Below are 26848 nucleotides of genomic sequence, written 5' to 3' on the forward strand. Positions count from 1 at the left end.
GTAGTTTATCTCCCACGTAATTTCTTTGCTTTCGCTGAACTTTGAGGTGGGAGTATTACTGCCCGCAAATAGCATCATAAAAACAAGCTATCTATAGATAGCTTGTTTTTTATGATGCTAATTTTACTTCTATCAATTCCAAAACTTTTTACTTTCTTGCTGTTTCACGTGAAACAACAAAAAAGTAAAAAAAGAGCGACGAATCGCTCTTTCTCTTCAACAACACCTTGATATTTTTCCACCTTTCGCATTGAACCTAGCTTCTTGCGCCTCAGCAAAAAACTGTTTTCGACATAAAATCGGTGCTTCTGGGTGGTACTCTTTCATATGGGTAACGTACGTTTCATAACTTGGTACTCCAACAAGCAAACTAATAAATTGCTTTCGTGTTCTCCACACCTTCTCCAATTTTTTAAGCATAATTTCTCGACTCACTTTCATCTCTTGGAATATATGGTGCTTCTTTTAATGGTATAGATTTATTTTGCAATACTTTAATCCATATACGAATAGCAGAAATAAGAACTGCTATTACAACTAACATGAAAATTCCACAAAGCGTAGCATCGATATAATCATTGAAGATAATTTGCTTCATTTGTGCCACATTTTTGGCCGGTGCTAGTATTTCCCCTTCATCTAAGGCGCTCTGGAATACTTTTGCATGCGATAAAAATCCAATTTTCGGATTCTCATGGAATAATTTTTGGTAGCCTGCTGTCATCGTCACAATCAGCAAACCTACCGTTGGGATAAGCGTAACCCAAACGTACGCCTTTTTCCCCATTTTGAACAATATCGTTGTTCCGAGCAATAACGCAATACCCGCTAACATCTGGTTAGCAATTCCAAAGAGTGGCCATAATGTATTAATTCCACCGAGCGGATCAACTACACCTTGGTATAAGAAATACCCCCATCCTAACACACATAACGTTGTTGCAATCACATTAGCCAGTGTAGAATCTGTTTTCGCAAATGGTTTATATACATGCCCTAAAATATCTTGAATCATAAATCGTCCTACACGTGTACCAGCATCAATTGTCGTTAAAATAAATAGTGCTTCAAATAAAATAGCAAAATGATACCAGAATGCCATCATCGCAGTTCCACCGATTACTTGTGAAAAGATGTAGGCCATCCCAATTGCTAATGTTGGCGCTCCTCCTGTACGAGATAGTATCGTTTGTTCACCAACATTTACAGCAAGATCCTTTAATTCATTTGGTGTAATTGCAAATCCCCAAGAAGAAATAACTTGAGCTGCTTGTGATACATCCGTTCCGATAAGAGCTGCCGGACTATTAATTGCAAAATATGTTCCTGGTGTTAATACACAAGCTGCGATCATGGCCATCGCCGCAACGAACGATTCCATTAACATTGCCCCGTAACCAATTGGTTGTGCGTGCCCTTCTCTTTCAATCATCTTCGGCGTAGTACCAGAGGAAACTAAAGCATGGAATCCTGATACAGCCCCGCAAGCAATTGTAATAAATAGAAACGGAAATAGATTTCCGGAAAACACTGGACCTGTTCCGTCAATGAACTTGGATACAGCCGGCATTTGTAAGTTTGGTGCTACAATTAGAATTCCAATTGCTAGCCCAACAATCGTTCCGATCTTTAAAAATGTACTTAAATAATCACGTGGAGCAAGGAGCATCCACACCGGTAATGCAGACGCAATAAAACCGTATACAATAAGCATAATTGCAATTGTTTCACCGCTAAAAGTAAACATGCTTGCAAGCGTAGGATTCTCAGCTACATACTGTCCTCCAACAAGAGATAAAAGAAGTAAAATAATACCGATAACTGATCCTTCTCCAACACGCCCTGGGCGAATATAACGCATATAAACACCCATTAAAATAGCGATTGGAATTGTCGCTGCAATCGTAAACATTCCCCAAGGGCTACCGACAAGTGCTTTCACAACTACTAAAGCTAATACTGCTAATAAAATGATCATAATACCTAAAATACCAATCATCGCAATTAATCCTGTTACAGGACCAATCTCATCTTTAATCATTTCGCCTAATGATTTTCCATTACGTCTCATGGAAGCAAATAAAATAACAAAATCTTGTACTGCTCCTGCAATTACAACTCCAACAATAATCCAAATTGTTCCTGGTAAATATCCCATTTGCGCTGCTAAAATCGGCCCTACTAATGGACCCGCTCCTGCAATTGCCGCAAAGTGATGTCCAAATAATACCCATTTATTTGTTGGAACATAATCCTTTCCATCATTTAGCGTCTCAGCAGGTGTTTGCCGATTATTATCTAGCTCAAATACTTTTTGTGCAATAAATCTACTATAAAAACGATAAGCAACTGCATATACAGAAACAGCTGCTACTAATAGCCATACAGCATTAATTGTTTCACCTTGTGATAGGGCAATTACACCAAATCCGGTTGCTCCTAATGCTGCGATGATACCCCAAAGTAAAATTGACTTAAACGCCTTCACATACAATCCCCCCTATACTACTTCTTAGTGGAGATTGTACTAAATTTTCTGAATATTTAATTTGAATCCTCCTTATCATGAAGGATTCTTATGTTAACATGTTGAAATTCACTTACAACTTGTCATAGTTCAATTTTATTTCGAAGTCGTTTTACATAGTTTCGACTAACAGGAATCGGTTTCTCATCATACCTATCTAAATAAAGGTTATACGTTCCATTATAATAAGGCTTTAATGCCTGAACATGCATAACATTTATTAAATAACTTTTATGAACACGTAAAAAATCATATGCTGTTAATTTATTTTCCAATTCTTGAAGTGTATATGTTGAAATATACTGATTATTCGCTGTATAAATTGAAACTGTTTTATTCTCCTTATTCTTACTTACATATACAATATCCTCTGGAAAAATATACGTAATCCCTTCGTGACTTTCAATCGGAAGTTTTCGCAAATGGCTTTTTATTTTCTTTCCTTTGTCTTGTTCCATTCTATATACGAGAAATTGTAAATCTTCTTCACGAAATGGTCGTAGTAAATAATAAAACGCTTGGAAGCGAAAAGCTGTTATCGCCTCTTCTATATCCTCACCGATAAAAATAAACTTTGTATCGCAATTTAATTGTTGTAATAAACTAGAGAATTCAAACCCTGTACCATCTTTTAATTCTGTATCTAAAAAAACGAAATCAGGAATATGCTTTTTAGCTACTTGTAAAGATTCCATTCCTGTTCCTGCTTCAAAGCACTCTACATTTCGCATATTTTCTGTAAATATCTCAATGAATCGATTTCGATGTTCTGCATCTTCCATGATAAGTAAAATTTTCATCTGCCCAACCACCTAATTCTTTTGTCCATATGTCTTGTTGTATACATTCGCCTTAGTAAGAAACAATCCCTTTTTCTAGCCTTATTTTCTATTTACTATACCATCACTTTCCTTAAAAACACCAAAAAAGGAAGCCTCTTGGACTCCCTTCTTTCGTTATACCAACTCTTGCTGCTTCGTTTCTTGCCCTAGCATAACTACTGCAAGCACTCCAATTAAAATGGAACCGCAAAAAATTGTAAAGATCAATGAAAGAGACGCTTGTGAAGCAACAAGATAACCTACTAGCAATGGACCGAGAATACCACCAATACGGCCAAATGCTGCAGCCATACCTGCTCCAGTACCGCGAATTACTGTCGGATACTGCTCAGGTGTATATGCATATAACGCACCCCATGCTCCTAAATTAAAGAAGGACAGTAACATTCCTGCTATCACCAATGTTGTAAGCGATTCGGCTACTCCAAAGACGTACGCACTGCATGCTGTGCCAATTAAATACGTAACTAACACAAACTTACGGCCGAGGCGTTCAATAAACCATGCAGCAGTAAAATATCCGGGAAGCTGTGCCAATGTCATAATTAATACGTACTGGAAACTTTTTATTAGACTAAATCCTTTTAGTACCATTACACTTGGTAACCAAAGAAACATGCCATAATAAGAAAAGACAACACAGAACCATAAGATCCATAACATAATCGTCGCTTTTCGATATTCTCCAGACCAAACCGCCTTTATATTTGTAATAACAGATTGTTTGTTCTCAACTTTTTCAAATTGCGGCGAATCTGGTAGATTCCATCGTAAATATAGTGCATAAAGAGCTGGAATCGCACTTAATACCATCGCTACTTGCCAGCCATACTTTGGAATTACAAAATAAGAAATTAGAGCTGCAATTAACCAGCCAACTGCCCAAAAGCTTTCTAGTAATACAACAATTCTCCCGCGTTCATGAGCCTCAACACTTTCAGATACAAGTGTCGAAGCTACTGGTAATTCTCCACCAAGCCCCATACCGATTAAAAAACGCAATATAAGAAACATAGCTAATGTTGTTGTTAATGCCGTTAACCCACTACCGATAGAAAATAATAATAATGTCATAATAAAAACAGACTTGCGCCCCAACTTATCTGCTAATATGCCAAATAAAAATGCTCCCACCGCCATACCAATAGAATTGATACTTCCGATCCATCCCATCTCCTGACTACTTATTCCCCATTCTTTTTGCAGCGCAACGATGACAAATGAAAGCATGCCAACATCCATTGCATCAAATAACCAACCAAGCCCGGCTATTCCAAGAAGCTTGCGCTTTGAAATTTCTTTTATATCCCCCACTAGAAGTCCTCCTTACACAGGTGTCTTTACACTTCATTTTACATGTGTATATTGTATAAGTAAAATACTTTTATCCCTATTTTCACTTAAAAGTTTCCTTTTAATCTTCCCATAAAATAGAGCTTCCATTAGTGGAGAATACTACATTTTTAGCTTTCACAAATAAAAAAAGTAGCGAAATATCGCTACTTTTTCGAACGCATCACTTCTTTTAGAAATTCAGCTAATACAAGCTGCCGACGCCAACGCGTCGGATTGCTACACAGACGGTAAAACCATTCTAGATGAATTGCTTGAATCCATTTTGGTGCACGTTTTACTTCTCCTGCCCAAACGTCCAGACTGCCACCTACACCAACAGCTACTTTTGTTTGTAAGCAATGCTTATTATTTTGAATAAAGTTTTCTTGTCTTGGGAATCCAAGAGCTACAAGTAAAATATCCGGTTTTACTTCTTGAATGCGAGCAATGATGCCCTCTTCCTCTTCTTGTTTAAAATACCCATCCTGCGTACCAACAATAGATACAGCTGAATAAGTTTTTGCTAAATGATCAGCAGCACCCTTAACAACATGTGGTTTCGCTCCCAGTAAAAAAACAGATACAGATTTATTCTCTTTCGATAACGCTCCAAATAAATCACTCATTAAATCAAAACCTGCTACGCGCTCTTTTAATGGTGTCCCTAGCATACCACTTGCCTTTACAACACCAATACCATCCGGTGTAATCAAATCTGTTTCTAAAAGGGTTTGATGAAAACTTGGGTCTTTTTTGGCACACATTACGATTTCTGGATTCGCTGTTACAACTTGAAATGTATGAGTTTGTTCTGATTCTAGCTGCTTCATGATATATTGAATTGTCTCTTCCATTGTCATCGTAGAAAAAGGGACACCTAAAATATCAACTGTTTGTACTGCCATAATTATAATCCTCTCTATTTCAATAAAAGTTTTTTATATGCTTTATAAGTATCTTCATATAGATTTCGTAATGAGAAATGAGAAAAAGCATGCTCATACAAACGTTCACCCATCGCCGCTAATTCGCCATTCTCCCACTTCTTATATCCTTCCTCTAATGCACTTGCTAATGCATGTGCATCACCAATTGGCACAATCCATCCGTATGTAGGATCGACAATCAACTGTTCCATATCACCAACATTCGTTGCAATAGACGTTAAACGTTGATTTGCAGCTTCTAATAACACAAGCGGAAAGCTTTCACTATAAGAAGTTAATAAATTAATATCGGCGGATGCATATAATTCTTTTACATCCGAACGATGACCTAAAAATAATACTTTATCTTCTAACCCTTTCTGCCTTACTGCTTCTTTCAACTCTTCTTTAATCGGGCCATCGCCAACTAACAATACTTTCATATTAGGAGTTGTTATTTTTTGCAAGGCATCGAATAAAATATTATGCCCCTTTACAGGGTGAAGGCGGGCTACTTGAATCGCTGTAAATACTCCTTCTTGTATACCTAATTCATCTTTTAAGTTATAAGGTTTCGCTGGAATGTCATCATACTCAATCCCGTTATAAATGGTACAAATTTTATCTGCTGGCACACCGAGTGCCACAGTATTTTGCTTAAAACGTTCTGTAATTGCAAAAAATAAATCAACTTTCTTATATGAATGTAAATTTAACTTTGTAAAGATCCAACCTTTCAAACCACGTTTCATAAAATCAAGAGTTGGATCACTATGAACTGTTGTTACCCATTTTGCACGTATCTTCCTTTTTAGAAGAGAAAGATAAAAGTTCGCGCGCGCACCATGTGTATGCACAATATCAAAGTGTCCTTCGTTAATAAACGTACGTATTTTAGAAAGAATCGATATGTCATAACGAGATGATTGAGAAAAAACGTGCACTTTAATTCCGAGCTCTCTTGCTTCTCTAGCAATTGCACCTTCTTCAAACACAACTAGTTCAACTTCAGCTTTTGGAAATTGCGACAAAAGTGAAATAATGTGGGTTTTTCCGCCACCTTCTTCTGCTCCAGCATTCATATGCAACACTTTCATCTCTTTCTTCCTCCATCTTTATGTTCTCTTATAGTTTACTATAACAAAAAATAAAAGCTAACGTGACGCTAGCTTTTATTTTTCTATCATTCAATTTCTAAATCAACGATTAAATATGCAAAAATCACAGCGAAATAAATACTTACTCCAGGCGCTGTAAATACATGTCCCGCTATAAATGCAATACCCATACCTAATCCTAATGCGGTTGCTAATAACCCGTATCTTACTGTAAATACCTCTTTAAACCTAGTTACTAGTACGAGAAGAATTTTCACACCGAAGTATAAAAATGGGATTAAAAGTAGGATGAAACCGACAATCCCAAATGTATAGAACCAATCATGAAAGTCCCTTTCAATTAGCTTCGGTTTCTCTTTGAAATTCCCAGCATATCCCATACCGAATAATTTTTGAGATGTTGGAGCTTCTGCATAGTAATCTTCATACATTTTCTCAAATATCTCACGTCCACTGAAGATTATTGCTTGTGTTTCCTCTTTTTTCTCTATTTCTTTTGCTTTTGCTTTTTCCTCTTGTGTTACAGGCGGTTTATGATGCGTTTTTTCTTCCTTCTTTTCTTCCGCCTTTTTCACTTCTTTTTTCTCATTAAGACCTTGGACGTGAAATCCCATATTTTTTAAGAATGGCGAAAACGGTGTATATGCTAGTGCTCCAGCAAAAACAACAGTTGCAAGGATGCCATTCAGTAAATATGACTTCTTATTTCTATCTTTACGCTGTAAAAATGCCTGAACAAAGCACATGAAAACAGCAACAACCATTGTGCCAAAAATGGCTCCAACTCCCACCTTCGTACCAACAGCAAATAATGAGAAGATAATTAAAATAGAAGGAATCCAAAAATAACTTTTCGCTATGCTTGTTGTTTTTTCAATTGAATATAGAACAACAATTGGGCATATAACTGCTAAAATAGATCCTAGTTCATTTCCTGCATAGAACCACCCACGTGAACCAAGTTTCACCCACTCGTAGCTATTATAATCAGTTCCTGTCGCAATTGAAATAACCATGATACTATTTATAATTAATGCTGAATACACAATATAGTTACGCATTTTTGAATATGCATTTGCTTTTTCACGTAATGATTTAAACACAAAAATGTAACAAGTAAGCATGATAAATGGATATAATGCTTTTGCTATAAATTTAATTTCTTCTCCCAACATGATAGGGCTTTTAACCAATTTATTATTTACTAAACCTGCAGCAAGAACAATTCCAACTACTATTAAATATATGATATATTTACGATTTTCTTTTTCTCTTGCCTGAAATAAAATATAGATTCCACCAAGAACCATTACAAATAGACGCGTAATAATTCCAATTGTCGTATCAATCTTTAAAACCATGATGCAAAATGACGTGAGTAAGTCTAAAACCGGCTGTAACATAATGAAAATCAATAAAAAATTCCCGAATTTATTACTTAAATTATTATTTCCTAACATCTCGAACCCCCATAACTATCATTACCTTATCTCACTTTATACAATTTACAATAAACTTCTAACTCGTCTCAAATATTTATTATACCATAATTTTTTAGTTAACCACTTCCTATTTATGCAGATAAAAGATAATAAATCCCCTTCTCACATGTCATATATCTGGTATCTTCAAACGCTTTCTTTTCCCATTTTTTCTTTTTTTCTACATGTAACGAAAAGTAATTGTTATTTCTAAAACTTTAGTGTATATTTTGCTCTGGAACATCTTTAAGAGGAAGGGATTAGAGCTATGTTATTAATCGAAATATTTACGTTTCTTGGCATTGTCGCCGCTGCCATTTCTGGTACATTAGTTGGTTTAAAGAAAGATCTAGATTTATTTGGTGTCCTTTGTTTAGCTGTAGCTACTGCACTCGGTGGCGGAATTATTCGTGATATTATGATTGGTAACCTACCTCCCGTTGCATTTGTACAACCGATTTACTTTTTAGTCAGTGTATTAGCAGCTCTCTTTACTTGTATGTTTTTTGAACGCATTAATAAACTTCAAGTTGTAATCATGCTTTCAGATGCTGTCGGTTTAGGCGTTTTTACTGCTATTGGCGCAAACGCTGCAATGTCGCATCACGTTGATGCTTCATTTTTAGTTGTTTCGATGGGTGTTATTACAGGTATTGGTGGAGGGATTATGCGCGATATTTGCGCTCAAGATATTCCCTATGTATTCCGTAAAGAGATCTATGCAATTGCTTCTATTCTAGGTGCAATTAGTTTCCTAATTACGTATGAAATGGGTGCACACGTATTAGCCTTTTATATCTGCTTACTAGTAACGTTCATCATACGTGTAGTCACTGTTATATATAATGTGCATTTTCCAGTCTTCTTTAAGGCTCATGCAAAAGCTAATAAAAGTCATTAAGAGAATTCAAATCGAATTCTCTTTATTTATAATAGTTACTCCTTATTGCCTAAATATAAGATCAAACCTTCCTGCTACGCAAGGCTTCACTTTATTTTTTGAAAAATAGCTTTTGACAATAGGATGACAACATATATACACCTAAACTTTGTAAAATGAAAAGACTTGGTATCGTTAAACCATCGTGCACAATATCTGCATTAAAAAGCTTCATTCCAATATATCCTGTTATAAGTAACAGTAACAACATATAGCCTTCGCTCTTTTGTTTCTGAATAAGGAAGTGTAAAAGCGCAATTGACATAAATAAAGTTACAGCTATAAAGATGAGTTTTTCACCTTTTAGCAATATTCCATTCATTCCCTCTGATGATACCTGATCTATACTTGGCTTAACCACAGCTAACCGCTCTGCTTCTAACTCTTTTAACTTTTGACTCAAGCGCTCTTTCATACTTTGTGCTTGAACGGTTTCTTGTTTATTACGCTCTTCCCCGATTAAAACCGATTGCACATACGCATCGTTAGAAATGGCATACTGTTTTATTCCCATTGCTTGAATCCCATAATTCACAGCAAAATGAGTAACATAAAATACGACTAAAATCCCTATTAATTTTAACAATACATTTTGTTTATCTGCACTTTGGAATACTTCCACTAGCAAGACATACACAATTACTAAAATAAGTATAAATATGCCTACTGGATACATCATATTACTAAGAGCAAGTAGTATCGCAGCACATGCCCACATGTAAGAATGACTCAATCCTTTATGTAGTAATATATAACTCGCAAAGTAAAATAAAAATATAGAGAATAATTCCCCTGTTAATAATGAACATGAAAGAATATTTGGCAAATATAGCGAGTAAAACACTGCAGCAATTCGGCCACATTCTTCTTGAAATAAACTTGCAGCAATTCGATAAATGAAAAACGCTGTTCCTGCACAATACAAAACATTAAAAAATTGCAAAACAAATGTAGCATCGCCAAACACACGAATCAATACTGACTCATATATAATGAAAGGTAATTGACTAACAACAGTTACATTACTGCTTCCTAGCGCAACTTGTTTTGCAGTCTCATACATAGCTCTCATATCACCTATAACTGGAGCATCAAAAAAGAGAACTGCTCCAAGCCTAACCAGCACTGTCATACTCATTAGAAAAATGAGAAACTGTTTATCCGTAAATCGATATTGCAAAATAGAAGCAAGAAGTAAAAGGAGTATCACGAAAATTGATAGCACAATCGTTAAACTTGTGGCGCTTCCTCCCAAAAATTGCTTACTTCCCTCGAAGGCGTTCCAGCAAGAATAAACAAAAAAGGCAAGCATAGTTCCAATAATTATTTTACTAAAAAAAGATGAAAACCCTGTTTGTATGTTATTCATATGTATATTGCACCTCTATTTCCATTCATAACACAACGATTCTATCATGAATGGGCACATGACAGTTAGAAAATTTACCCCGCTATTTGCGAGCAAGTAATACTCTCACCACGAAATTCAAATAGAAGGAGCGGAATTAACTAGGAGATGAACTGCCTGTAAAAGTACTAATTGATTAGTGCTAATAATCAGTGAGGGATGAAAAAAACTACTGATTAAAGTTTCACTTTATATAGAAAAATATAACATTCACTTTTTCGCTTGCAATGTAAGCGAAACCTCTTTTACACTACAATCTATACAAATTAAATTTTCTTTCAGTTACACGCATAGAAATACAATATTATTCTATTTTAATGAAGTAAACTTTTTATCGGATCTCAATCGTCTAAATAACAAATAATATTCGATAGAAAATACCCATCTTTTTTATATAGGAAACAGAAATAGGAGTAGATTATATGGATAAGAAATTTATGAGAGAATCAAAAGCAATTAAAACAACGCGTGTTTTCCCAAATGATTTAAACAATCATCAAACATTATTTGGCGGAAAATTATTAGCGGAAATTGACAGCATCGCATCTATTGCAGCAGCAAGACATAGTAGGAAACATTGCGTAACGGCCTCCATTGATTCCGTTGACTTTTTAACTCCAATCCATCAAACGGATTCCGTTTGCTATGAGGCATTCGTTTGCTATACGGGAAAATCATCTATGGAAGTATTTGTGAAAGTCGTTGCAGAAAATTTATTAGAAGGGGAACGCCGCATTGCTGCTACTTGCTTCATTACATTCGTAGCATTAAAAGATGGCAAGCCGTCTTCTGTACCTCAAGTGTTACCAGAAACAGAAGAAGAACATTGGTTATACAAAACCGGAAAAGAACGTGCACAAAGCAAAAAAGAAAACCGTTCAAAAAGTAAAGAAATGGCTGATGTATTAACACTGAGCAAACCTTGGAGTGTATAAATTAAAACATCCATCAATTAAGGAGACTGCCTCAAAGTAACTGAGTAGATACTTTAGGGCAGCTTTTTTATTTACATAAGAATAATCTTCCTTTTCTAATATAATTAGCATTGCATTCTGTCTAATTTCACTCTTGTTACCACATGAATTTCAAAGAGATCTATTCCGTATCTTTTACTTGCATCCCCTCTCTATGTTCCTTTGTATTCACCGTTACAGAGATTTCATAATACCACTATACTTACTATATAATCGTCCACTAGCCTAAATACAAATAGAACAAATCTCATATTTCACCTGAAGTCTTTATTCTATCTGACCTATCAACCAATAGTTGCTTTACAAAGTTTATGTGAGGTAAACTTATACCCGTAGTTATTAACTACAAGTAATAATAATTGATTCATTAAGGAATCTATTCCAATAACTAATATGATTCACATGAAAGGTACTTTATTTGACTTTCATTTGTACGGAAAGGTGAAATTATGCAAAAGTCACTTGTATCAAATATTTTCTATAAAATATTGCTCAATACCTTTAATATCATTCTTCCAATTTTAGTAGGCCCTTACGCATACCGAACACTCGGGGCTACTTCAATAGGAACCGTTAGCTCCGCTGAAACCATTTTTAATTATTTTTTCATTTTTGCTGTATTTGGTGTATATCAATATGGATTACGTGAAATCAGCTTAGTAAAAAATGATAAGAAAAAAGTTTCACAATTGTTCACAAGTCTATATGTGATTAACTTTACAACCAGTATCCTGGCTCTAGTGACATTCGTACTCTTTAGCTACCTTGGATATGGTGATCAGAATTTATTTCCTGTACTGCTCATTTTCGGATTCAATTTTATTTCAAATTTGTTTTACGTAGAATGGTTTAACGAGGCACATGAAAATTATGATTTCATTACGAAGAAAACAGTTATCGTCCGACTTACTTATGTCGTGCTTCTTTTCGCTCTAATTCACGGAGTAGATGACTATAAAAAATTCGCTGGCTTATTAGCTTTATCAACATTTTTAAACCACATTATTAGCTTTGTATATGTGAAGCGTCAAGTCAAATTTGATTTTTCTAATTTAACAATTGTTCCACATTTAAAACCTTTAGTATTAGTCGTTATCTTTTCAAACGCCAATATGTTATATACACAATTAGATCGCCTCTTCTTATTACAAAATAAAGGAGAAGCTACGGTCGCTTTCTATGTAATGCCCTTTCAAATTATGACCATTATTAATACACTTATGCTAAGTGTTGTCCAAGTTACAATTCCAAGGCTTTCTTATTTATCAGGAAACGCAACTGAAGGAGAATATGAATCATTACTAAACAAAATCTCAAAAGTATATTTCATTACGTTGTTCCCAGCTGCTATTGGTTTAATGCTTATCGCTCACGGAGCCGTTATTATTTATGGCGGAAAGCAATATGCCCGAGCTGGTGACACATTAATGGTTTTCGCATTTTATATGATTTCGGTAGGAATTGAATCTATTTTATCCAACCAAATTATTTATGTGAAAAAGAAAGAAAGTATTTTAGTTCGCTTTTTATTCATTTGTGGTTTTATAAACCTTGTATTAAATTTTGCGCTTGTATTCTTCCATGTACTTACACCAACAACAGCAATTATTACAACAACGATTGCTAACTGTGCATTGATTGTATTGGAATATATTTATATAAAAAAGAAATTAAAAGTAAATTACACATTATTCGATATGCAAAAGCTAAAATACCTGTTTTATTCACTAACATTTTTACCAATAGCATTCTTAGTGAATACGATAATTTCCGGACAAATTCTACAAGTGATCGTCACAATGTTAGCATGTGGATTGGCTTATGCACTTATCCTATTCATAGCGAAAGATGAAATTCTCTTTATGCTATTAGACAAAATAAAAGCAAGATTTAAAAGAGCTTAATGTAAAATGACGTAAGAAATACAAACTATTTTCTGTATATGAACAAATGAACCCTCTTGAAGGAGCTGTTACAATTGAAATTTTCTTTAATCATGGCCACTTGCGGCAGACGTGATGACATTCTTGATTTACTAAACTCATTAGAAAAACAAACTTATAAAAACTTTGAGCTCATTGTAGTTGACCAAAACGATACACCAATTTCTGATCTCTTTGAAGATTATAAAGAAAAATTTTCCATCAACTATATTTATACGCCTATTAAAGGATTATCCCGTGCCCGTAATGCAGGATTAAAAGTAGCTGATGGTGATATTATCGCATTTCCGGATGATGACTGTATTTATGAAACAAACGTGTTGGAAAGCATTCTAGAAACATTTAATAAGGATAAAGATATTCAATTTATATCAACAAATACTACAAATGTTGAAGGAACAGGCTCATTAGTACATGCGCCAGAAACAGATATTATTTTAAATGATAAATATGGATTCATGGGACCGTCTTTCACACTATTCTTTACGAAACAATTTGTGCACGATGTTGGTACATTTGATGAAGACTTAGGTGTTGGATCAGGAACAATTTACGGAGCTGGTGAAGAAACTGACTTCGTACTACGCGGTATGAAAAATGGATATACAGGACTATTTAAAAAAAAACTATTCGTATACCATCCAGTAAAAGAAGAAGTCATTAATGAGCAATCATTAAAAAGAGCCATTTCCTATGCCGGTGGTTTCGGAAGAGTAATTCGTTTACATTATGGCTTCCCATACTTTTTACGTGCGGTTGCAGCCGCTACATTCCGTATGACGCAAAATATTTCGAATGATAAACGCAAATTCCATGCAAATCGTTTAAAAGGAATCGTTCGAGGATATTTTAAATAGAAGAAAAAAGAAGAGCAATCGTTCAATATTAGAACAGTTTGCTCTTCTTTTTTATCTAGCTTCCCCCTCCAAAAACAAAATAGTCTCCTTTAGTCCCTCACGGTAAGCTGTCTTTGGCACTTTACCAATACAACTCTCATACTTTTCTCCACTCAATACAACCGGTTCTTCTGTCAAATACAACATTTCTACAAACTCTTTCATTTGTTTATCAAATAAGCCAAGCATTCCAATCATACGTTTTTTTACAGTCATTATAGGTTTTGTATATCCAGTTAATTCTCTTATATGCCCGATCATCTCTTCCCCTGTAATTACACCCGCTCCTGGTATGTTCCAGTTTTGCCCGTATGCACTATCACGTAATGCTAATTCAACCATTGCCTTAGCTCCATCTGGCGTAAAAATATATTCCCTAGCAAGTTTCTTATCCCCGACAAAGCTAGATATTTTATTTGCAAGAACACCTTGTAACGTATGATGAACAAGCGTACTTTCTGCATTTGGCCCATAAAAATCTGGGAAATGAGCAGTAAGTACCGGTACACCAGCCTGTTTCGCCATCAATTCAAGCTGTAAACGAATTTTCCCCTTCTTTGTATGTGGATTCTTTACAGCCTCTTCCGTTACCTTCCCTCGTCCTTGTCTTCCATACGCATAAATATTATCTACCACCGCTAATTTAGCACCGTGATGTTTCGTCGTTTCTAATATATTTTTTAGTAACTCTGGCTGTTTTATCTCCCAATCTGTATACGGAATATTTACAGCATGAAAGATCACATCTACATCTTTAGCAGCTTCCATTATATCTGCTTGCTTAAATACATCTTCCGCTATTATTTGTATTCTTTCCTCATCGTAAAACAGCTTTTCTAGCTTTTCCTTATTTCTCGCAAAAGCAATTACATCAATCCCTCTCCCGCACAATTCCTTTGTAATTGCATATCCCATTGCTCCAGATGCTCCCAATACTAACGCCTTTTTCATCTTAATCCCCCTTTTAATTAACCACCGTTCAATTAATTGTAAAAAGAAAATCACTTACATACGAAGCGATTTTGCAATAAAATTCACATGTGCTTTAGCTAAATCTTGTACATCTTCAAACGTTTGGACATTTCTACAATAATGGGATACAAACCCATGTAATGATAAAAAAACAGACCATATAGTCATTATGCTTACCTTTCCATTACATAAGGAAGATATAACATTAGCGAACTTATCATAACTAGCATTTGGCTCATCTGCTAGACATTCTTTTAATTCTTCATCTTTAATCAAAAACATAATTTCATAATGACTTTGATTTCGTAGACCAAATTCAATAAAACCTAATAACACTGCTTTTAATTGTTCTTCTCGCTGTAAATTTTGAGCAATCGTTTCATCTAGCCTTTGATCCAATAATTGAAAATCTTGTTCAACCATCGCATAAAAAAGCTCTGCTTTATTTTTAAAATGATAATAGATTGATCCATGACTATATCCTAATTCTGCTGCGATTTTACGCATTGAAGTATGCTGATACCCTTGTTTTATAAATAAATCCCTCGCTGCATTCATAATCATTTCTCTCGTTAATTCTTGTTTAACTGCTCTTCTTGGCGACATTTCTCATACCTCACAATTTAATTAACCACCGTTCAATTACAGTATATTCCTTTTATAAAAATAAGCAACCCTATTTTTGAAAAAATATACATTTTGAAAGGATAGCATTATATCCAAGAATTTAGTATCATGATTCAAGATACTATTTTGAAATGGACGGAGGACATTATGAGCTTATTAACAGTTGAAAATTTAGGTCATACATTTGGTGATCGTACACTATTTAAAGACGTATCAATGCGTTTATTAGCAGGAGAACATGTTGGTTTAGTTGGTGCAAACGGCGTTGGTAAATCAACATTTATGAATATTATTACTGGACAACTTATCCATGATGAAGGACGCGTAGAATGGACACCTGGTACACATTACGGATATTTAGACCAACATACAATATTAACACCGGGCAGAACGATTCGTGACGTATTAACAGATGCGTTCTTACCTTTATTTGAGAAAGAAAAAGAACTCAATATCGTTACTGAGAAAATGGGAACAGCTACGCCGGAAGAATTAGAAGAACTTCTTGATCAAATGGCAGAGATTCAAGATGCGCTTGAAGCAGGTGGTTTCTATTTATTAGATATTAAAATCGAAGAAGCTGCACGTGGTCTTGGAATTGATGCAATTGGATTAGACCGTGATGTTTCTGCATTAAGTGGTGGGCAGCGTACAAAAGTATTACTTGCAAAGCTATTACTTGAACAACCAGAGGTACTATTACTTGATGAGCCGACCAACTATTTAGATGTTGAACATATTCAATGGTTAACAAATTACCTAAAAGAATATCCACATGCGTTCCTTTTAATTTCCCATGATACGGAATTTATGAACAAATGTGTTGATGTTATTTTCCATCTAGAATTCTCAAAAATGACGCGTTACACAGCGACATATGAAAAATTCCTAGAGCTAGCTGAAATCAATAAAAATCAACATTTAAACGCTTATCAAAAGCAGCAAGAATTCATTAAAAAACAAGAAGATTTTATCGCAAAAAACAAAGCTCGTTATTCTACGACAGGCCGTGCGAAGAGCCGTCAAAAACAACTAGATCGCATGGAGCGTATTGATCGCCCAGAAACAGCAATTAAACCAGAATTCTCTTTCAAAGAATGTCGCGCAAGCAGTCGCTTTGTCTTTGAAGGTGAAGATGTAGAAATTGGATACACACATGCATTATTACCAAAATTAACGATGACAATTGAGCGTGGAGAAAAAATCGCGATTGTTGGATGTAATGGTGTTGGTAAATCAACATTATTAAAAACAATCCTAGGTAAAATCAAACCATTAAGTGGGAAAACAAGCCTTGGTGACTTCTTAGAACCTGCATACTTCGAACAAGAGGTAAAAGCTGAGAATTTAACACCAATCGACGATGTATGGAATACATTCCCAAGCCTAGATCAGCACCAAGTTCGGGCAATGTTAGCACGATGTGGTTTGAAAAACGAGCATATTTCTCGTCCATTAAGCCAATTAAGCGGTGGAGAGCAAGCGAAAGTCCGTCTATGTAAATTAATGGGTGAAGAAAGCAACTGGATCCTGTTTGATGAACCAACAAATCACCTTGATGTTACAGCTAAAGAAGAATTAAAAAAAGCTTTAAAAGCATATAAAGGAACAATCCTTCTTGTATGTCACGAACCAGACTTTTATGAAGATTGGATAACGAAAGTTTGGAATGTAGAAGAATGGGCTGGGCAAAACGCTTAATTATCTATATTAAAAATCCTTCCGTTAATGCGAGATAAAAAACAAGCAGCTGTTCTGAACAGCTGCTTGTTTTCTTAGCTTATTCTTCCATACTAAACATATAAGTACTACCAAAAGAACAACTATATAGCTTTTTTATTAATAATACTTCTAAGGATATGATATCTTTCTATCTTATTTTATAATTCATCCTGTTAATAGGATCGATATCATTTTTCTTATTATAAATTTGACTAATACCATAAGCAGCTAAAATAACCATAGGCATTGTAGCAGAATAATGATATCTTGGCGCTACTTCTACCAACATTTGTGCTAATGTTAACCCTATCGTGTAAAGACAAATAATGAAAACTGAAGATTTATTTCTATTTTTAAATGCTTTCAAAACACCTATCAATGAGGTTGCAATTAAAAAATAATAAAAAATATTAGACATTACAGCGTATCGTACATTATGATCTATTACTGATTGTGCATATCCAACAGCTTGACTATCTTCACCTAAAAAAATGATAAACTTATCAAAAAATAGCTTTGGAAAATCTATACTACCACTTTGTATTCTCTTCTTTGCTTCTTCTAACATTTGTTTTTGAACCTCATTCGCAGTCCATCCTGGTCTATCATTGTAATGTAAAAGCAATTCAGAGTCTGCCGCATTCCATGTTCCTGAACTTTCCGTGTTAAATCCTACATAAAAATTGTATCCAGGTGTTGATGCTATCTCTTCTCCCAAACGCAATGTTATATAATGATTTGCTGCTGAAGAAAAAACAAAATATCCCAATATGATAACACCTATATATGTCACCTTATTTAAAAATATTTTTTTATTACCCATATGCCCTGTATCTATTATAAAAAGCCATATAGCTAAAGCTATGATAGGCACCGCTGCAATTGGACGTACCATATTCATTAACGTAAGTAATGCAGCTAATAAAACTGAATAAAGGAGCAATTTTTTAACACCCATATTGGGGAGCTTCTCATAAACAATAATCATGATCGCCCAAATTAACAGCAGTATTGTACAATACAGCGGTTCAGAAATTGCAAACATATTATAAATAGTTTGTGAAGGCAAAAGAATCCATAAAATACTTGCAGTTATTGCTGTTTTAACACCGCCAATTTTTCTACATATAAAATATATTAATCCCATTGATATCGTCGACAATACTACATTAACAATAGGTGGAATCATATAACTTACTCCAAATATTTTAAAGAAAATACTTAAGAATGATGCATATCCAAAAATATGTGGAAACAGCGCTACATACCTGCTACTAATAACAAAATTTTTGCTGAGTGATTCTGCAGTATAATAAAAAGTTGCATAATCTACGAGTGGCTCAATTTTATATAAGAAAATCCAAGTTAATTTAACTGCCAAACAAACAATTAATAATACCAAAAAACATTTTGTTTCGTTTAATTTTTCAAGATACATTGAACCTTTTCTAAGTATAAAAGTCCCAATCAAACACAAGAATAAAAAACTAACTACCAATAATACATAATTGTGTTTTTGCGTATCAGAGAAGTAATTAATAATTAATACTGAAGCAAAAAACCCGTAAATAATGTATACGGTTCGTGCCGAAAAAGTTGATAACCCTTTTAAAAATGCGTTCAACAATTTCACCCCTTTTAAATTATATTTATACAAGAATATTACAAGAGCATCTTTATATTGTTCACAAAAACATTCCTAAATACTGGTCTGCATTACTTTATAAAACACGGAATAACCCAAAAATTCCCGAGTATTATTTTCCTCATTAAAACAACTCTCATATATCCCAATCATTGGATTCCACTACAAATTACTATACATTAATAACACTGGGATTGCCATATTCGATTTGATACCAACGATTAGACTAATCAAAGTTATATAAAAGGAAATTTTTAGTCCCTTATATCAAATTTGTAAACAATAAGAATTATATTTCTAGGAGAAATTCCCCATTCACCCTTCATCTCGCCTAACTTTTTTCCTTCAAGAAATTTTGCAATTAAAACATTATTATTTCTAAATATTAGGATTAAAATAAAAAATGCTATTCGTAGTAAAAAAATTAATCTACCCAAAATATGTAACATGTTACTAACATCTATGCTATAATTGTTAGTTGTTAGTTGTTATGTACGAATAACATTCCAGTACAATCTATTTTATTTATATATTTTATAAAGATGAGGATACTATTATGGAGAAATTCTTAAAGTTCGGTTTAGTAGGAATCTTTAATACACTGATTACAATTATTAGCTATATAATCTTAGTTAAATTTGGAATGAATTACCTTATTGCAAATATTATTTCTTATTTAATTGGCGTTGCAAATAGCTATTATTGGAATAAAAATTGGGTGTTTCAATCTAACGGTAAAAATCTATCAATTTTTTTAAAATTTCTGATTGTAAATCTAATCGTATTAGCTTTTAATACATTTAGCTTGTTTATATTGGTAGACAAACTTTTATATAATGAATTTATTGCACAAATTTTTGCGATCGGTATTGGTATGATGATAAACTTTTTCCTTAATAAAATTTGGACGTTTAATCAAAGCGAAAACTCCTACTAATTAGAATCTATTAAAATTTATTGAAACTATGGAGGACAGAAACATGGACAAACTCGTTTCAATTGTAGTTCCTATGTATTTCGAAGAAGAAGTAGCACAGGAATGCTATAATCGTTTAAAATCTGTCATGATTCAAAATAATATCAATTATGAATTTGTATTTGTAAATGATGGAAGTACAGATCGAACAATGGAAATTTTAAAAGAAATTGCTGCAAACGATTATCGTGCTAAAGTCGTTAATTTCGCACGTAATTTCGGTCACCAAACAGCTGTAACAGCAGGTATTGATTGCGCAAGTGGAGATGCTATCGTAATTATAGATGCAGACTTACAAGATCCGCCAGAAGTCATTCCTGAGCTTATAGCAAAATGGCAAGAAGGCTATGAAGTTGTTTATGCAAAAAGAAAGCAACGTAAGGGTGAAACTTGGTTTAAACTTTTAACAGCTAAATATTTTTATCGCTTCTTAAACTATATGTCTGATATCGATATTCCAAAGGATACAGGTGATTTTCGAATTATCGATCGTAAAGTAGCCGATGTTTTCAAACAAATGACAGAGCGAAATCGTTTCATTCGCGGGATGATGTCTTGGGTTGGATTTAGCCAAACATATGTTGAATATGAAAGAGATGAACGTTTTGCTGGTGAAACAAAATACCCACTAAAGAAAATGATTAAATTTGCATCAGATGGTATTATCGCATTCTCCACAAAGCCGTTAAGAATCGTCATGACTTTAGGTATAATGTCTGTTTTCATCTCCATTGCAGTTCTACTATACTCTGTTATTGTAAAATTAATCGGAAAAGATATCCAAACAGGTTGGGCATCTATTATGGTTGCCATTACATTCTTCAGTGGAATTCAATTACTTGGCCTTGGAATCGTCGGTCAATATATTGCTCGTATTTATGATGAAAGTAAAAACCGTCCAATTTATATTGTGAAAGAAACAATAAATGTCGATCAGAAAGATACTTCTGATCCTAAAAGAGAAACAGTACATTCATTATAATATAGAAACAAAAAGGTATCGTTGCAAAAATGTAACGATACCTTTTTTATCCCGATTAGTGAGCCCTAATAATCAGTGGTGGATGAAGAAAACCCCACTGACTAAAGTTTTACTTTATATAAAAAACCGACTTTTTCTCATATCAACTCTTTACGATAACCACAAACTTAAAACCCTTTTATATTATAATGCCCTTTAAGCCGTAATTTAAAATCCTTTAAATCAGGATAGGCATTTAAATTTGCTAACATTCCCTGAATAACTGGAACTCTCGGATTTAGCAACCTCATTTCAGCTTCGAGAACATCTAAAGTAACTAACAACTCATCATTTTCTAATTGATCTGCTAATGTACGTTTGAACATAACAATTTCCTGTAAAAAATGCTCTTTTGCCTGCTCTTTAATAAGCTCTGAACTACAAAAGAATTGTCCCAGCTTTTCTTCATGTAAAACAGGCGTATCCTTAGATTGTACAAGACCTGCTACAAGATCATCCACCCTCTTTAAAATAAATGATGAAACATGAAATAAATCTATTTCAGCTACATTTAAAATAATTAACTCTAAATAACCCCTGCATATCCCTTCTACCATAATAACAAGATCTAAAAGATATGGAGTAACCTGTCCACCATAAATTGATAATAAACTATTTCGATAAAATGCATGTGACTCGAGCTTCATTCTCATCATAAATGCTTCTACTTCTTTATTAAAAGGAATTGCATTTTCTCTCGCGTGCATAATAATGAATTCCTTATGTTTTTGTACATCATTAAATTGACAATGTAGTTGTTTTTCAAACTTTTCACGTGGCAGTAATGATTCTCCATCAATAGCCATCATCTTTTTATGGATTTTGTCATAATAATATCGGAGTGTCGCTAATAACAATTCATCTTTCGATTTAAAATATAGATAAAATGCTCCTTTTGATATACCGCATGCTGTTACAATCTCTTGTACCGACGTTGCGTTCACACCTTTAGTTGCAAATAACTTCATTGCCATTTCTATAATTAAACGTTCTTTTTCTTTCATATTTTCTCTCCTAATTCGATCTCGCATCATAAAATTTCACCTTAACTTTATCCCGCATTAACAGGCAGTCCCTCCACCTCTAGGTTCAGAGAGAAACGAGGAAGATAGATGGAGGGTAACTGCCTGTAAAAGCCCAATTGGTAAGGACTAACTATCAATGAGGGATGAAGAACCCTCCCCACTGATGGAAGTTTCCCTTTATTATACCATTCCTTTTCATTGACGACTGACCAATCAGTCAGTTATATTATGTATTAGACTGACCGATTGGTCAATACACGTTAAAAAGGGAGCGCAAACATGAACAAAATCATTAACTTTTCTTTAAAAAATAAGTTCGCAGTTTGGCTACTAACCATTATTGTTACCATTGCAGGGATTTACTCCGGCCTTAATATGAAGCTAGAAACAATTCCTGACATTACAACCCCTGTTGTAACGGTAACAACGGTTTATCCTGGTGCTACACCAGCAGAAGTAGCTGATAAGGTATCGAAACCGATGGAAGAACAGCTGCAGAATTTAAATGGCGTGAACGTTGTCAGTTCTTCCTCTTATCAAAATGCTTCGTCTATTCAAGTAGAGTATGACTTTGATAAGAATATGGAAAAAGCTGAAACTGAAATTAAAGAAGCACTTGCAAATGTAAAATTACCAGAAGGCGTGAAAGACCCAAAAGTTTCTCGAGTAAACTTTAATGCCTTCCCTGTTATTTCATTAAGCGTAGCAAGTAAAGATGAATCTTTAGCTGCCTTAACTGAAAAAGTTGAAAAAAATATCGTTCCAGGATTAAAAGGGCTTGATGGTGTTGCATCTGTTCAAATTGCTGGACAACAAGTAGATGAAGTACAACTTATCTTCAAAAAAGATAAGATGAAAGAATTAGGTTTAAGTGAAGATACTGTTAAAAATATGATTAAAGGTTCTGACGTATCCTTACCACTTGGCCTATATACATTTAAAGATACGGAGAAATCAGTTGTTGTAGATGGTAATATTACAACGCTCAAAGCTTTAAAAGAAATGAAAATTCCTGCTGTCCCTTCAGCAGCAAGTGGCCAAGGTAACACTAGAACAGGAGCAGGTTCCCAAGCCCAAGTGCCACAGATGAATCCAGCTGCAGCCAACGGAATTCCCACTGTTACATTAGAAGAAATTGCTGATATTAAAGAAGTAGGAAAAGCCGAATCTATTTCGCGTACAAATGGAAAAGAAGCAATCGGTATCCAAATCGTAAAAGCTGCTGATGCAAATACAGTTGATGTCGTAAATGCGGTCAAAGACAAAGTGAAGGACTTTGAGAAAAAATATAAAGACTTAGAAATCATCTCAACATTTGACCAAGGTGCACCGATTGAGAAATCAGTTGATACTATGCTTAGCAAAGCAATATTTGGCGCCATCTTTGCTATTGTTATTATTATGTTGTTCTTACGAAACATTCGAACAACATTGATTTCTGTTGTCTCTATACCACTTTCTTTATTAATTGCTGTTTTAGTATTAAAACAGATGGATATTACACTTAACATGATGACGCTTGGAGCGATGACCGTTGCCATTGGGCGCGTTGTCGATGATTCGATCGTTGTTATTGAAAATATTTACCGACGCATGTCCTTATCAGACGAAAAATTAAAAGGTAGAGACTTAATTCGTGAAGCGACAAAAGAGATGTTTGTTCCGATTATGTCTTCAACAATTGTAACAATTGCAGTCTTTTTACCTCTTGGACTTGTAAAAGGTATGATTGGTGAAATGTTCTTACCGTTCGCTTTAACAATTGTCTTTGCCTTGTTAGCTTCATTACTTGTAGCAGTTACAATTGTACCAATGTTAGCACACTCTTTATTTAAAAAGGAAAGTACAAGAGAAAAACAAGTACATCATGAAGAAAAACCAAGTAAATTAGCAAATGGCTATAAACGCCTGCTTGGATGGGCATTAAACCATAAAATCATTACATCTAGCCTTGCTGTTCTTTTATTAGTAGGTAGCCTTGCACTTGTACCAATTATCGGTGTAAGTTTCTTACCATCTGAAGAAGAGAAAATGATTATTGCAACGTATAACCCTGCACCAGGGCAAACTTTAGAAGATGTTGAAAAAATTACAACAAAAGCTGAAAAACACTTCCAAGATAAAAAAGATGTAAAAACAATTCAGTTCTCATTAGGCGGAGAAAACCCAATGAGTCCAGGTAAAACAAATCAAGCTATGTTCTTCGTTCAGTATGATAATGACACAAAGAACTTCGACAAAGAAAAAGAACAAGTTATTAAAGACTTACAAAAGATGGCAGGAAAAGGTGAATGGAAAAGCCAAGACTTCGGAGCAAGTGGCGGTAGCAATGAAATCAAGCTGTACGTATACGGAGATAGCTCAGAAGACATCAAACCTGTTGTTAAAGATATTCAGGACATCATGAAAAAGAATAAAGATTTAAAAGATGTTGACTCTAGTATTGCAAAAACATACGCAGAATACACATTAGTCGCTGATCAAGAAAAATTAAGTAAGATGGGGCTAACCGCTGCCCAAATTGGAATGGGACTTTCTAACCAACATGATCGCCCTGTCCTTACTACAATCAAAAAAGACGGTAAAGATGTTAACGTATATGTAGAAGCAGAAAAACATGATTATCAAACAATTGATGATTTAACAAATCGTAAAATTACAACACCACTTGGCAACGAGGTTGCTGTTAAAGATGTTATGACTGTAAAAGAAGGTGAAACTTCCGATACAGTAACACATCGTGATGGTCGCGTTTATGCAGAAGTAAGTGCAAAATTAACATCTGATGATGTTTCTAAAGCATCTGCTGCTGTCCAGAAAGAAGTAGATAAAATGGATCTTCCTTCTGGTATAGATGTTTCTATGGGTGGTGTTACAAAAGATATTCAAGAATCATTTAAACAACTTGGCCTAGCAATGTTAGCTGCGATTGCCATTGTATACTTCGTTCTTGTCGTTACATTCGGCGGTGCACTTGCACCACTCGCAATCTTATTCTCGCTACCATTTACAATCATTGGTGCCCTTGTTGCCTTATTGATTTCTGGTGAAACGTTAAGCGTATCGGCAATGATTGGTGCCCTTATGTTAATCGGTATCGTTGTAACGAATGCAATTGTTCTCATCGACCGTGTTATTCATAAGGAGCGCGAGGGGCTATCAACACGCGAAGCATTGTTAGAAGCTGGCGCAACACGCTTACGCCCAATTCTAATGACTGCAATCGCAACAATTGGTGCCCTTATCCCGCTTGCACTAGGATTCGAAGGAAGTGGATTAATTTCTAAAGGTCTTGGAGTAACGGTAATTGGTGGGTTAACAAGTTCAACATTACTAACACTTCTTATCGTTCCAATTGTTTATGAGGTACTCAGTAAGTTTAAAAAGAAAACAGTAAAATAAAGAAATAACCTCGCAATATGCGAGGTTATTTTTTATTTCCGAACAAGATTAAAAAATCTCCATAGCCTTCTTTCTCCAATTCCTCTTTCGGAATAAACCGAAGCGCCGCTGAATTAATGCAGTAACGAAGACCATTCGGACCTGGCCCATCTGGGAACACATGCCCAAGGTGAGAATCACCTTCTTTACTTCTTACTTCCGTACGCGTCATATTGTGACTAACGTCCATTTTCTCTTTTACACTAGCGGACATCACTGGTTTTGTAAAACTCGGCCAACCGCATCCACTATCGAATTTATCTAAAGAAGTAAATAGTGGTTCACCGGAAACAATGTCTACGTAAATTCCTTCCTCTTTATGATTCCAATATTCGTTTTGGAACGGAGGCTCTGTACCATTTTCTTGTGTTACATAAAATTGCATATCTGTTAATCGCTCTTTTAAATGCGCATTATCTTTCAGCCAATGCTTTTTAATAAACGCATCGCGTCCTGATCCTTGGCGATATAATTCATAGCGAAATGCATTTTTCTTATGATATCCTTGATGATACTCTTCAGCTGGATAAAATGTAGTAGCTGGGAGTATTTTTGTAGCAATTGGTTTCGAAAACCAACCGCTCTCAGCAAGTGCCAATTTTGAAGCTTCTGCTTGTTCAAGTTGTTCTTCACTATGATAAAAAATTACAGTTTCATAAGATTGTCCACGATCATGAAATTGACCTCCAATATCTGTTGGATCAATTTGCCTCCAATAAATGTCTAATAATTTTTCATATGGCATTTTATTTGCATCGAATGTAATTTGTACCGCTTCATAATGCCCTGTTGTTTCAGAACAAACTTCTTTATAAGTCGGGTTCTCTTTATACCCACCCGTATAACCTGAAATAACCTGTATAATACCTTCCATCTCTTCAAATGGTGAAACCATACACCAGAAACACCCTCCTGCAAACGTTGCAATTTCTACCTTTTCATTTATAGCCATTTATTTCACCCCAATTATTTAATTCTTCTTACAGTATGGCATAAGAAGTTAGAAGTTATAAAAGAAAAAGCACCGGC

21 protein-coding genes and 1 pseudogene are annotated in these 26848 nt (G+C 34.6%); 8 read left to right on the top strand and 14 right to left on the bottom strand.

The genetic code is table 11. The features are described 5' to 3' along the window. Window positions 1–216: 216 nt before the first annotated feature. From C568_RS0118690 to C568_RS0118720, 7 genes are all read right to left on the bottom strand, one after another. Window positions 217–420, bottom strand: coding sequence for a YbdD/YjiX family protein (locus tag C568_RS0118690; protein ID WP_026008488.1), 204 nt, complete (start codon window positions 418–420; stop codon window positions 217–219). After that, the gene (gene cstA / locus C568_RS0118695) at window positions 413–2488 is read right to left on the bottom strand and encodes a carbon starvation protein CstA (RefSeq protein WP_018782415.1); all 2076 of its coding nucleotides are present in this window, start codon (window positions 2486–2488) and stop codon (window positions 413–415) included. Before cstA ends, C568_RS0118690 begins: the two co-directional genes overlap by 8 nt. Before the next feature lie 122 nt (window positions 2489–2610). Continuing rightward, window positions 2611–3327, bottom strand: a complete 717-nt coding sequence (locus C568_RS0118700; protein WP_018782416.1) for a LytR/AlgR family response regulator transcription factor — start codon at window positions 3325–3327, stop codon at window positions 2611–2613. 156 nt (window positions 3328–3483) lie between these two features. Continuing rightward, window positions 3484–4683 carry an MFS transporter gene (locus C568_RS0118705; RefSeq protein WP_018782417.1) on the bottom strand — a complete coding sequence of 400 codons (1200 nt, stop codon included), beginning with the start codon at window positions 4681–4683 and terminating at the stop codon, window positions 3484–3486. A 185-nt stretch (window positions 4684–4868) separates the two neighbouring features. Continuing rightward, window positions 4869–5609 (bottom strand): WecB/TagA/CpsF family glycosyltransferase, encoded by a 741-nt coding sequence (locus C568_RS0118710; protein WP_018782418.1) that lies wholly within the window; start codon window positions 5607–5609, stop codon window positions 4869–4871. Window positions 5610–5623: 14 nt separating this feature from the next. Further along, a complete protein-coding gene (locus C568_RS0118715) occupies window positions 5624–6727 on the bottom strand; it encodes a glycosyltransferase (protein WP_006096730.1) in 1104 nt (367 codons plus the stop codon). 86 nt (window positions 6728–6813) lie between these two features. Continuing rightward, complete coding sequence (locus tag C568_RS0118720) at window positions 6814–8208, bottom strand: O-antigen ligase family protein (RefSeq protein ID WP_018764861.1); 1395 nt, start codon at window positions 8206–8208, stop codon at window positions 6814–6816. A 289-nt stretch (window positions 8209–8497) separates the two neighbouring features. Here C568_RS0118720 and C568_RS0118725 point away from each other — a divergent pair, with 289 nt between their 5' ends. Further along, entirely contained in the window at window positions 8498–9130 is a 633-nt protein-coding gene (locus C568_RS0118725) for a trimeric intracellular cation channel family protein (protein WP_003202516.1), read from the top strand. Window positions 9131–9221: 91 nt separating this feature from the next. Here C568_RS0118725 and C568_RS0118730 read toward each other — a convergent pair whose 3' ends face one another. Further along, window positions 9222–10538 (bottom strand): glycosyltransferase family 39 protein, encoded by a 1317-nt coding sequence (locus C568_RS0118730; protein WP_018782419.1) that lies wholly within the window; start codon window positions 10536–10538, stop codon window positions 9222–9224. Window positions 10539–10999: 461 nt separating this feature from the next. On the opposite strand from C568_RS0118730, the gene C568_RS0118735 reads away from it, so the two are divergent. The 3 genes from C568_RS0118735 to C568_RS0118745 all read left to right on the top strand — a co-directional run bounded on the left by C568_RS0118735 (window position 11000) and on the right by C568_RS0118745 (window position 14351). Then, window positions 11000–11512: an acyl-CoA thioesterase gene (locus C568_RS0118735; protein WP_003209287.1), complete on the top strand. Its 513-nt coding sequence runs from the start codon at window positions 11000–11002 to the stop codon at window positions 11510–11512. 488 nt (window positions 11513–12000) lie between these two features. Continuing rightward, window positions 12001–13455, top strand: coding sequence for an oligosaccharide flippase family protein (locus C568_RS0118740; RefSeq protein ID WP_018782420.1), 1455 nt, complete (start codon window positions 12001–12003; stop codon window positions 13453–13455). 74 nt (window positions 13456–13529) lie between these two features. Continuing rightward, on the top strand, window positions 13530–14351 hold the full coding sequence (locus tag C568_RS0118745) for a glycosyltransferase family 2 protein (RefSeq protein ID WP_018782421.1): 822 nt from the start codon (window positions 13530–13532) through the stop codon (window positions 14349–14351). Window positions 14352–14402: 51 nt separating this feature from the next. Here C568_RS0118745 and C568_RS0118750 read toward each other — a convergent pair whose 3' ends face one another. Further along, window positions 14403–15341, bottom strand: coding sequence for an SDR family NAD(P)-dependent oxidoreductase (locus tag C568_RS0118750; RefSeq protein ID WP_018782422.1), 939 nt, complete (start codon window positions 15339–15341; stop codon window positions 14403–14405). Window positions 15342–15395: 54 nt separating this feature from the next. After that, window positions 15396–15968, bottom strand: coding sequence for a TetR/AcrR family transcriptional regulator (locus C568_RS0118755; protein ID WP_018764853.1), 573 nt, complete (start codon window positions 15966–15968; stop codon window positions 15396–15398). 129 nt (window positions 15969–16097) lie between these two features. Between C568_RS0118755 and C568_RS0118760 the strand changes: the two genes are divergently transcribed. Beyond that, a complete protein-coding gene (locus tag C568_RS0118760; RefSeq protein WP_080740116.1) occupies window positions 16098–17690 on the top strand; it encodes an ABC-F family ATP-binding cassette domain-containing protein in 1593 nt (530 codons plus the stop codon). Window positions 17691–17859: 169 nt separating this feature from the next. Here C568_RS0118760 and C568_RS0118765 read toward each other — a convergent pair whose 3' ends face one another. After that, on the bottom strand, window positions 17860–19335 hold the full coding sequence (locus tag C568_RS0118765; protein ID WP_018782424.1) for a glycosyltransferase family 39 protein: 1476 nt from the start codon (window positions 19333–19335) through the stop codon (window positions 17860–17862). Between the two features lie 577 nt (window positions 19336–19912). Between C568_RS0118765 and C568_RS0118775 the strand changes: the two genes are divergently transcribed. Next, complete coding sequence (locus tag C568_RS0118775; RefSeq protein ID WP_018782426.1) at window positions 19913–20293, top strand: GtrA family protein; 381 nt, start codon at window positions 19913–19915, stop codon at window positions 20291–20293. Between the two features lie 43 nt (window positions 20294–20336). Then, window positions 20337–21314 (top strand): glycosyltransferase family 2 protein, encoded by a 978-nt coding sequence (locus C568_RS0118780; RefSeq protein ID WP_018782427.1) that lies wholly within the window; start codon window positions 20337–20339, stop codon window positions 21312–21314. Between the two features lie 167 nt (window positions 21315–21481). On the opposite strand, the gene C568_RS0118785 is transcribed toward C568_RS0118780, so the two are convergent. Then, a complete protein-coding gene (locus C568_RS0118785) occupies window positions 21482–22357 on the bottom strand; it encodes a TetR/AcrR family transcriptional regulator (protein WP_018782428.1) in 876 nt (291 codons plus the stop codon). Window positions 22358–22657: 300 nt separating this feature from the next. Between C568_RS0118785 and C568_RS0118790 the strand changes: the two genes are divergently transcribed. Next, window positions 22658–25780 carry an efflux RND transporter permease subunit gene (locus C568_RS0118790; RefSeq protein ID WP_018782429.1) on the top strand — a complete coding sequence of 1041 codons (3123 nt, stop codon included), beginning with the start codon at window positions 22658–22660 and terminating at the stop codon, window positions 25778–25780. Window positions 25781–25805: 25 nt separating this feature from the next. Here C568_RS0118790 and msrB read toward each other — a convergent pair whose 3' ends face one another. Beyond that, complete coding sequence (msrB, locus tag C568_RS36505) at window positions 25806–26258, bottom strand: peptide-methionine (R)-S-oxide reductase MsrB (protein WP_391509571.1); 453 nt, start codon at window positions 26256–26258, stop codon at window positions 25806–25808. 45 nt (window positions 26259–26303) lie between these two features. After that, window positions 26304–26771: pseudogene (gene msrA, locus C568_RS36510) on the bottom strand (peptide-methionine (S)-S-oxide reductase MsrA); the annotation flags it as partial. Between the last annotated feature and the right edge of the window lie 77 nt (window positions 26772–26848).

The sequence above is a fragment of the Bacillus sp. 95MFCvi2.1 genome (assembly GCF_000374965.1).
Taxonomy (GTDB): Bacteria; Bacillota; Bacilli; order Bacillales; family Bacillaceae_G; genus Bacillus_A; species Bacillus_A pseudomycoides.

Bases quoted from the DNA above. Each gene is read 5' to 3' on its own strand.
- C568_RS0118755 (WP_018764853.1), bottom strand. From the start codon at position 15,968: ATGTCGCCAAGAAGAGCAGTTAAACAAGAATTAACGAGAGAAATGATT.
- C568_RS0118790 (WP_018782429.1), top strand. From the start codon at position 22,658: ATGAACAAAATCATTAACTTTTCTTTAAAAAATAAGTTCGCAGTTTGG.
- C568_RS0118700 (WP_018782416.1), bottom strand. From the start codon at position 3,327: ATGAAAATTTTACTTATCATGGAAGATGCAGAACATCGAAATCGATTC.
- C568_RS0118690 (WP_026008488.1), bottom strand. From the start codon at position 420: ATGCTTAAAAAATTGGAGAAGGTGTGGAGAACACGAAAGCAATTTATT.
- C568_RS0118760 (WP_080740116.1), top strand. From the start codon at position 16,098: ATGATTCAAGATACTATTTTGAAATGGACGGAGGACATTATGAGCTTA.
- C568_RS0118775 (WP_018782426.1), top strand. From the start codon at position 19,913: ATGGAGAAATTCTTAAAGTTCGGTTTAGTAGGAATCTTTAATACACTG.
- C568_RS0118730 (WP_018782419.1), bottom strand. From the start codon at position 10,538: ATGAATAACATACAAACAGGGTTTTCATCTTTTTTTAGTAAAATAATT.
- C568_RS0118780 (WP_018782427.1), top strand. From the start codon at position 20,337: ATGGACAAACTCGTTTCAATTGTAGTTCCTATGTATTTCGAAGAAGAA.
- C568_RS0118720 (WP_018764861.1), bottom strand. From the start codon at position 8,208: ATGTTAGGAAATAATAATTTAAGTAATAAATTCGGGAATTTTTTATTG.
- C568_RS0118785 (WP_018782428.1), bottom strand. From the start codon at position 22,357: ATGAAAGAAAAAGAACGTTTAATTATAGAAATGGCAATGAAGTTATTT.
- C568_RS0118740 (WP_018782420.1), top strand. From the start codon at position 12,001: ATGCAAAAGTCACTTGTATCAAATATTTTCTATAAAATATTGCTCAAT.
- C568_RS0118710 (WP_018782418.1), bottom strand. From the start codon at position 5,609: ATGGCAGTACAAACAGTTGATATTTTAGGTGTCCCTTTTTCTACGATG.
- C568_RS0118735 (WP_003209287.1), top strand. From the start codon at position 11,000: ATGGATAAGAAATTTATGAGAGAATCAAAAGCAATTAAAACAACGCGT.
- C568_RS0118725 (WP_003202516.1), top strand. From the start codon at position 8,498: ATGTTATTAATCGAAATATTTACGTTTCTTGGCATTGTCGCCGCTGCC.
- C568_RS0118715 (WP_006096730.1), bottom strand. From the start codon at position 6,727: ATGAAAGTGTTGCATATGAATGCTGGAGCAGAAGAAGGTGGCGGAAAA.
- C568_RS0118750 (WP_018782422.1), bottom strand. From the start codon at position 15,341: ATGAAAAAGGCGTTAGTATTGGGAGCATCTGGAGCAATGGGATATGCA.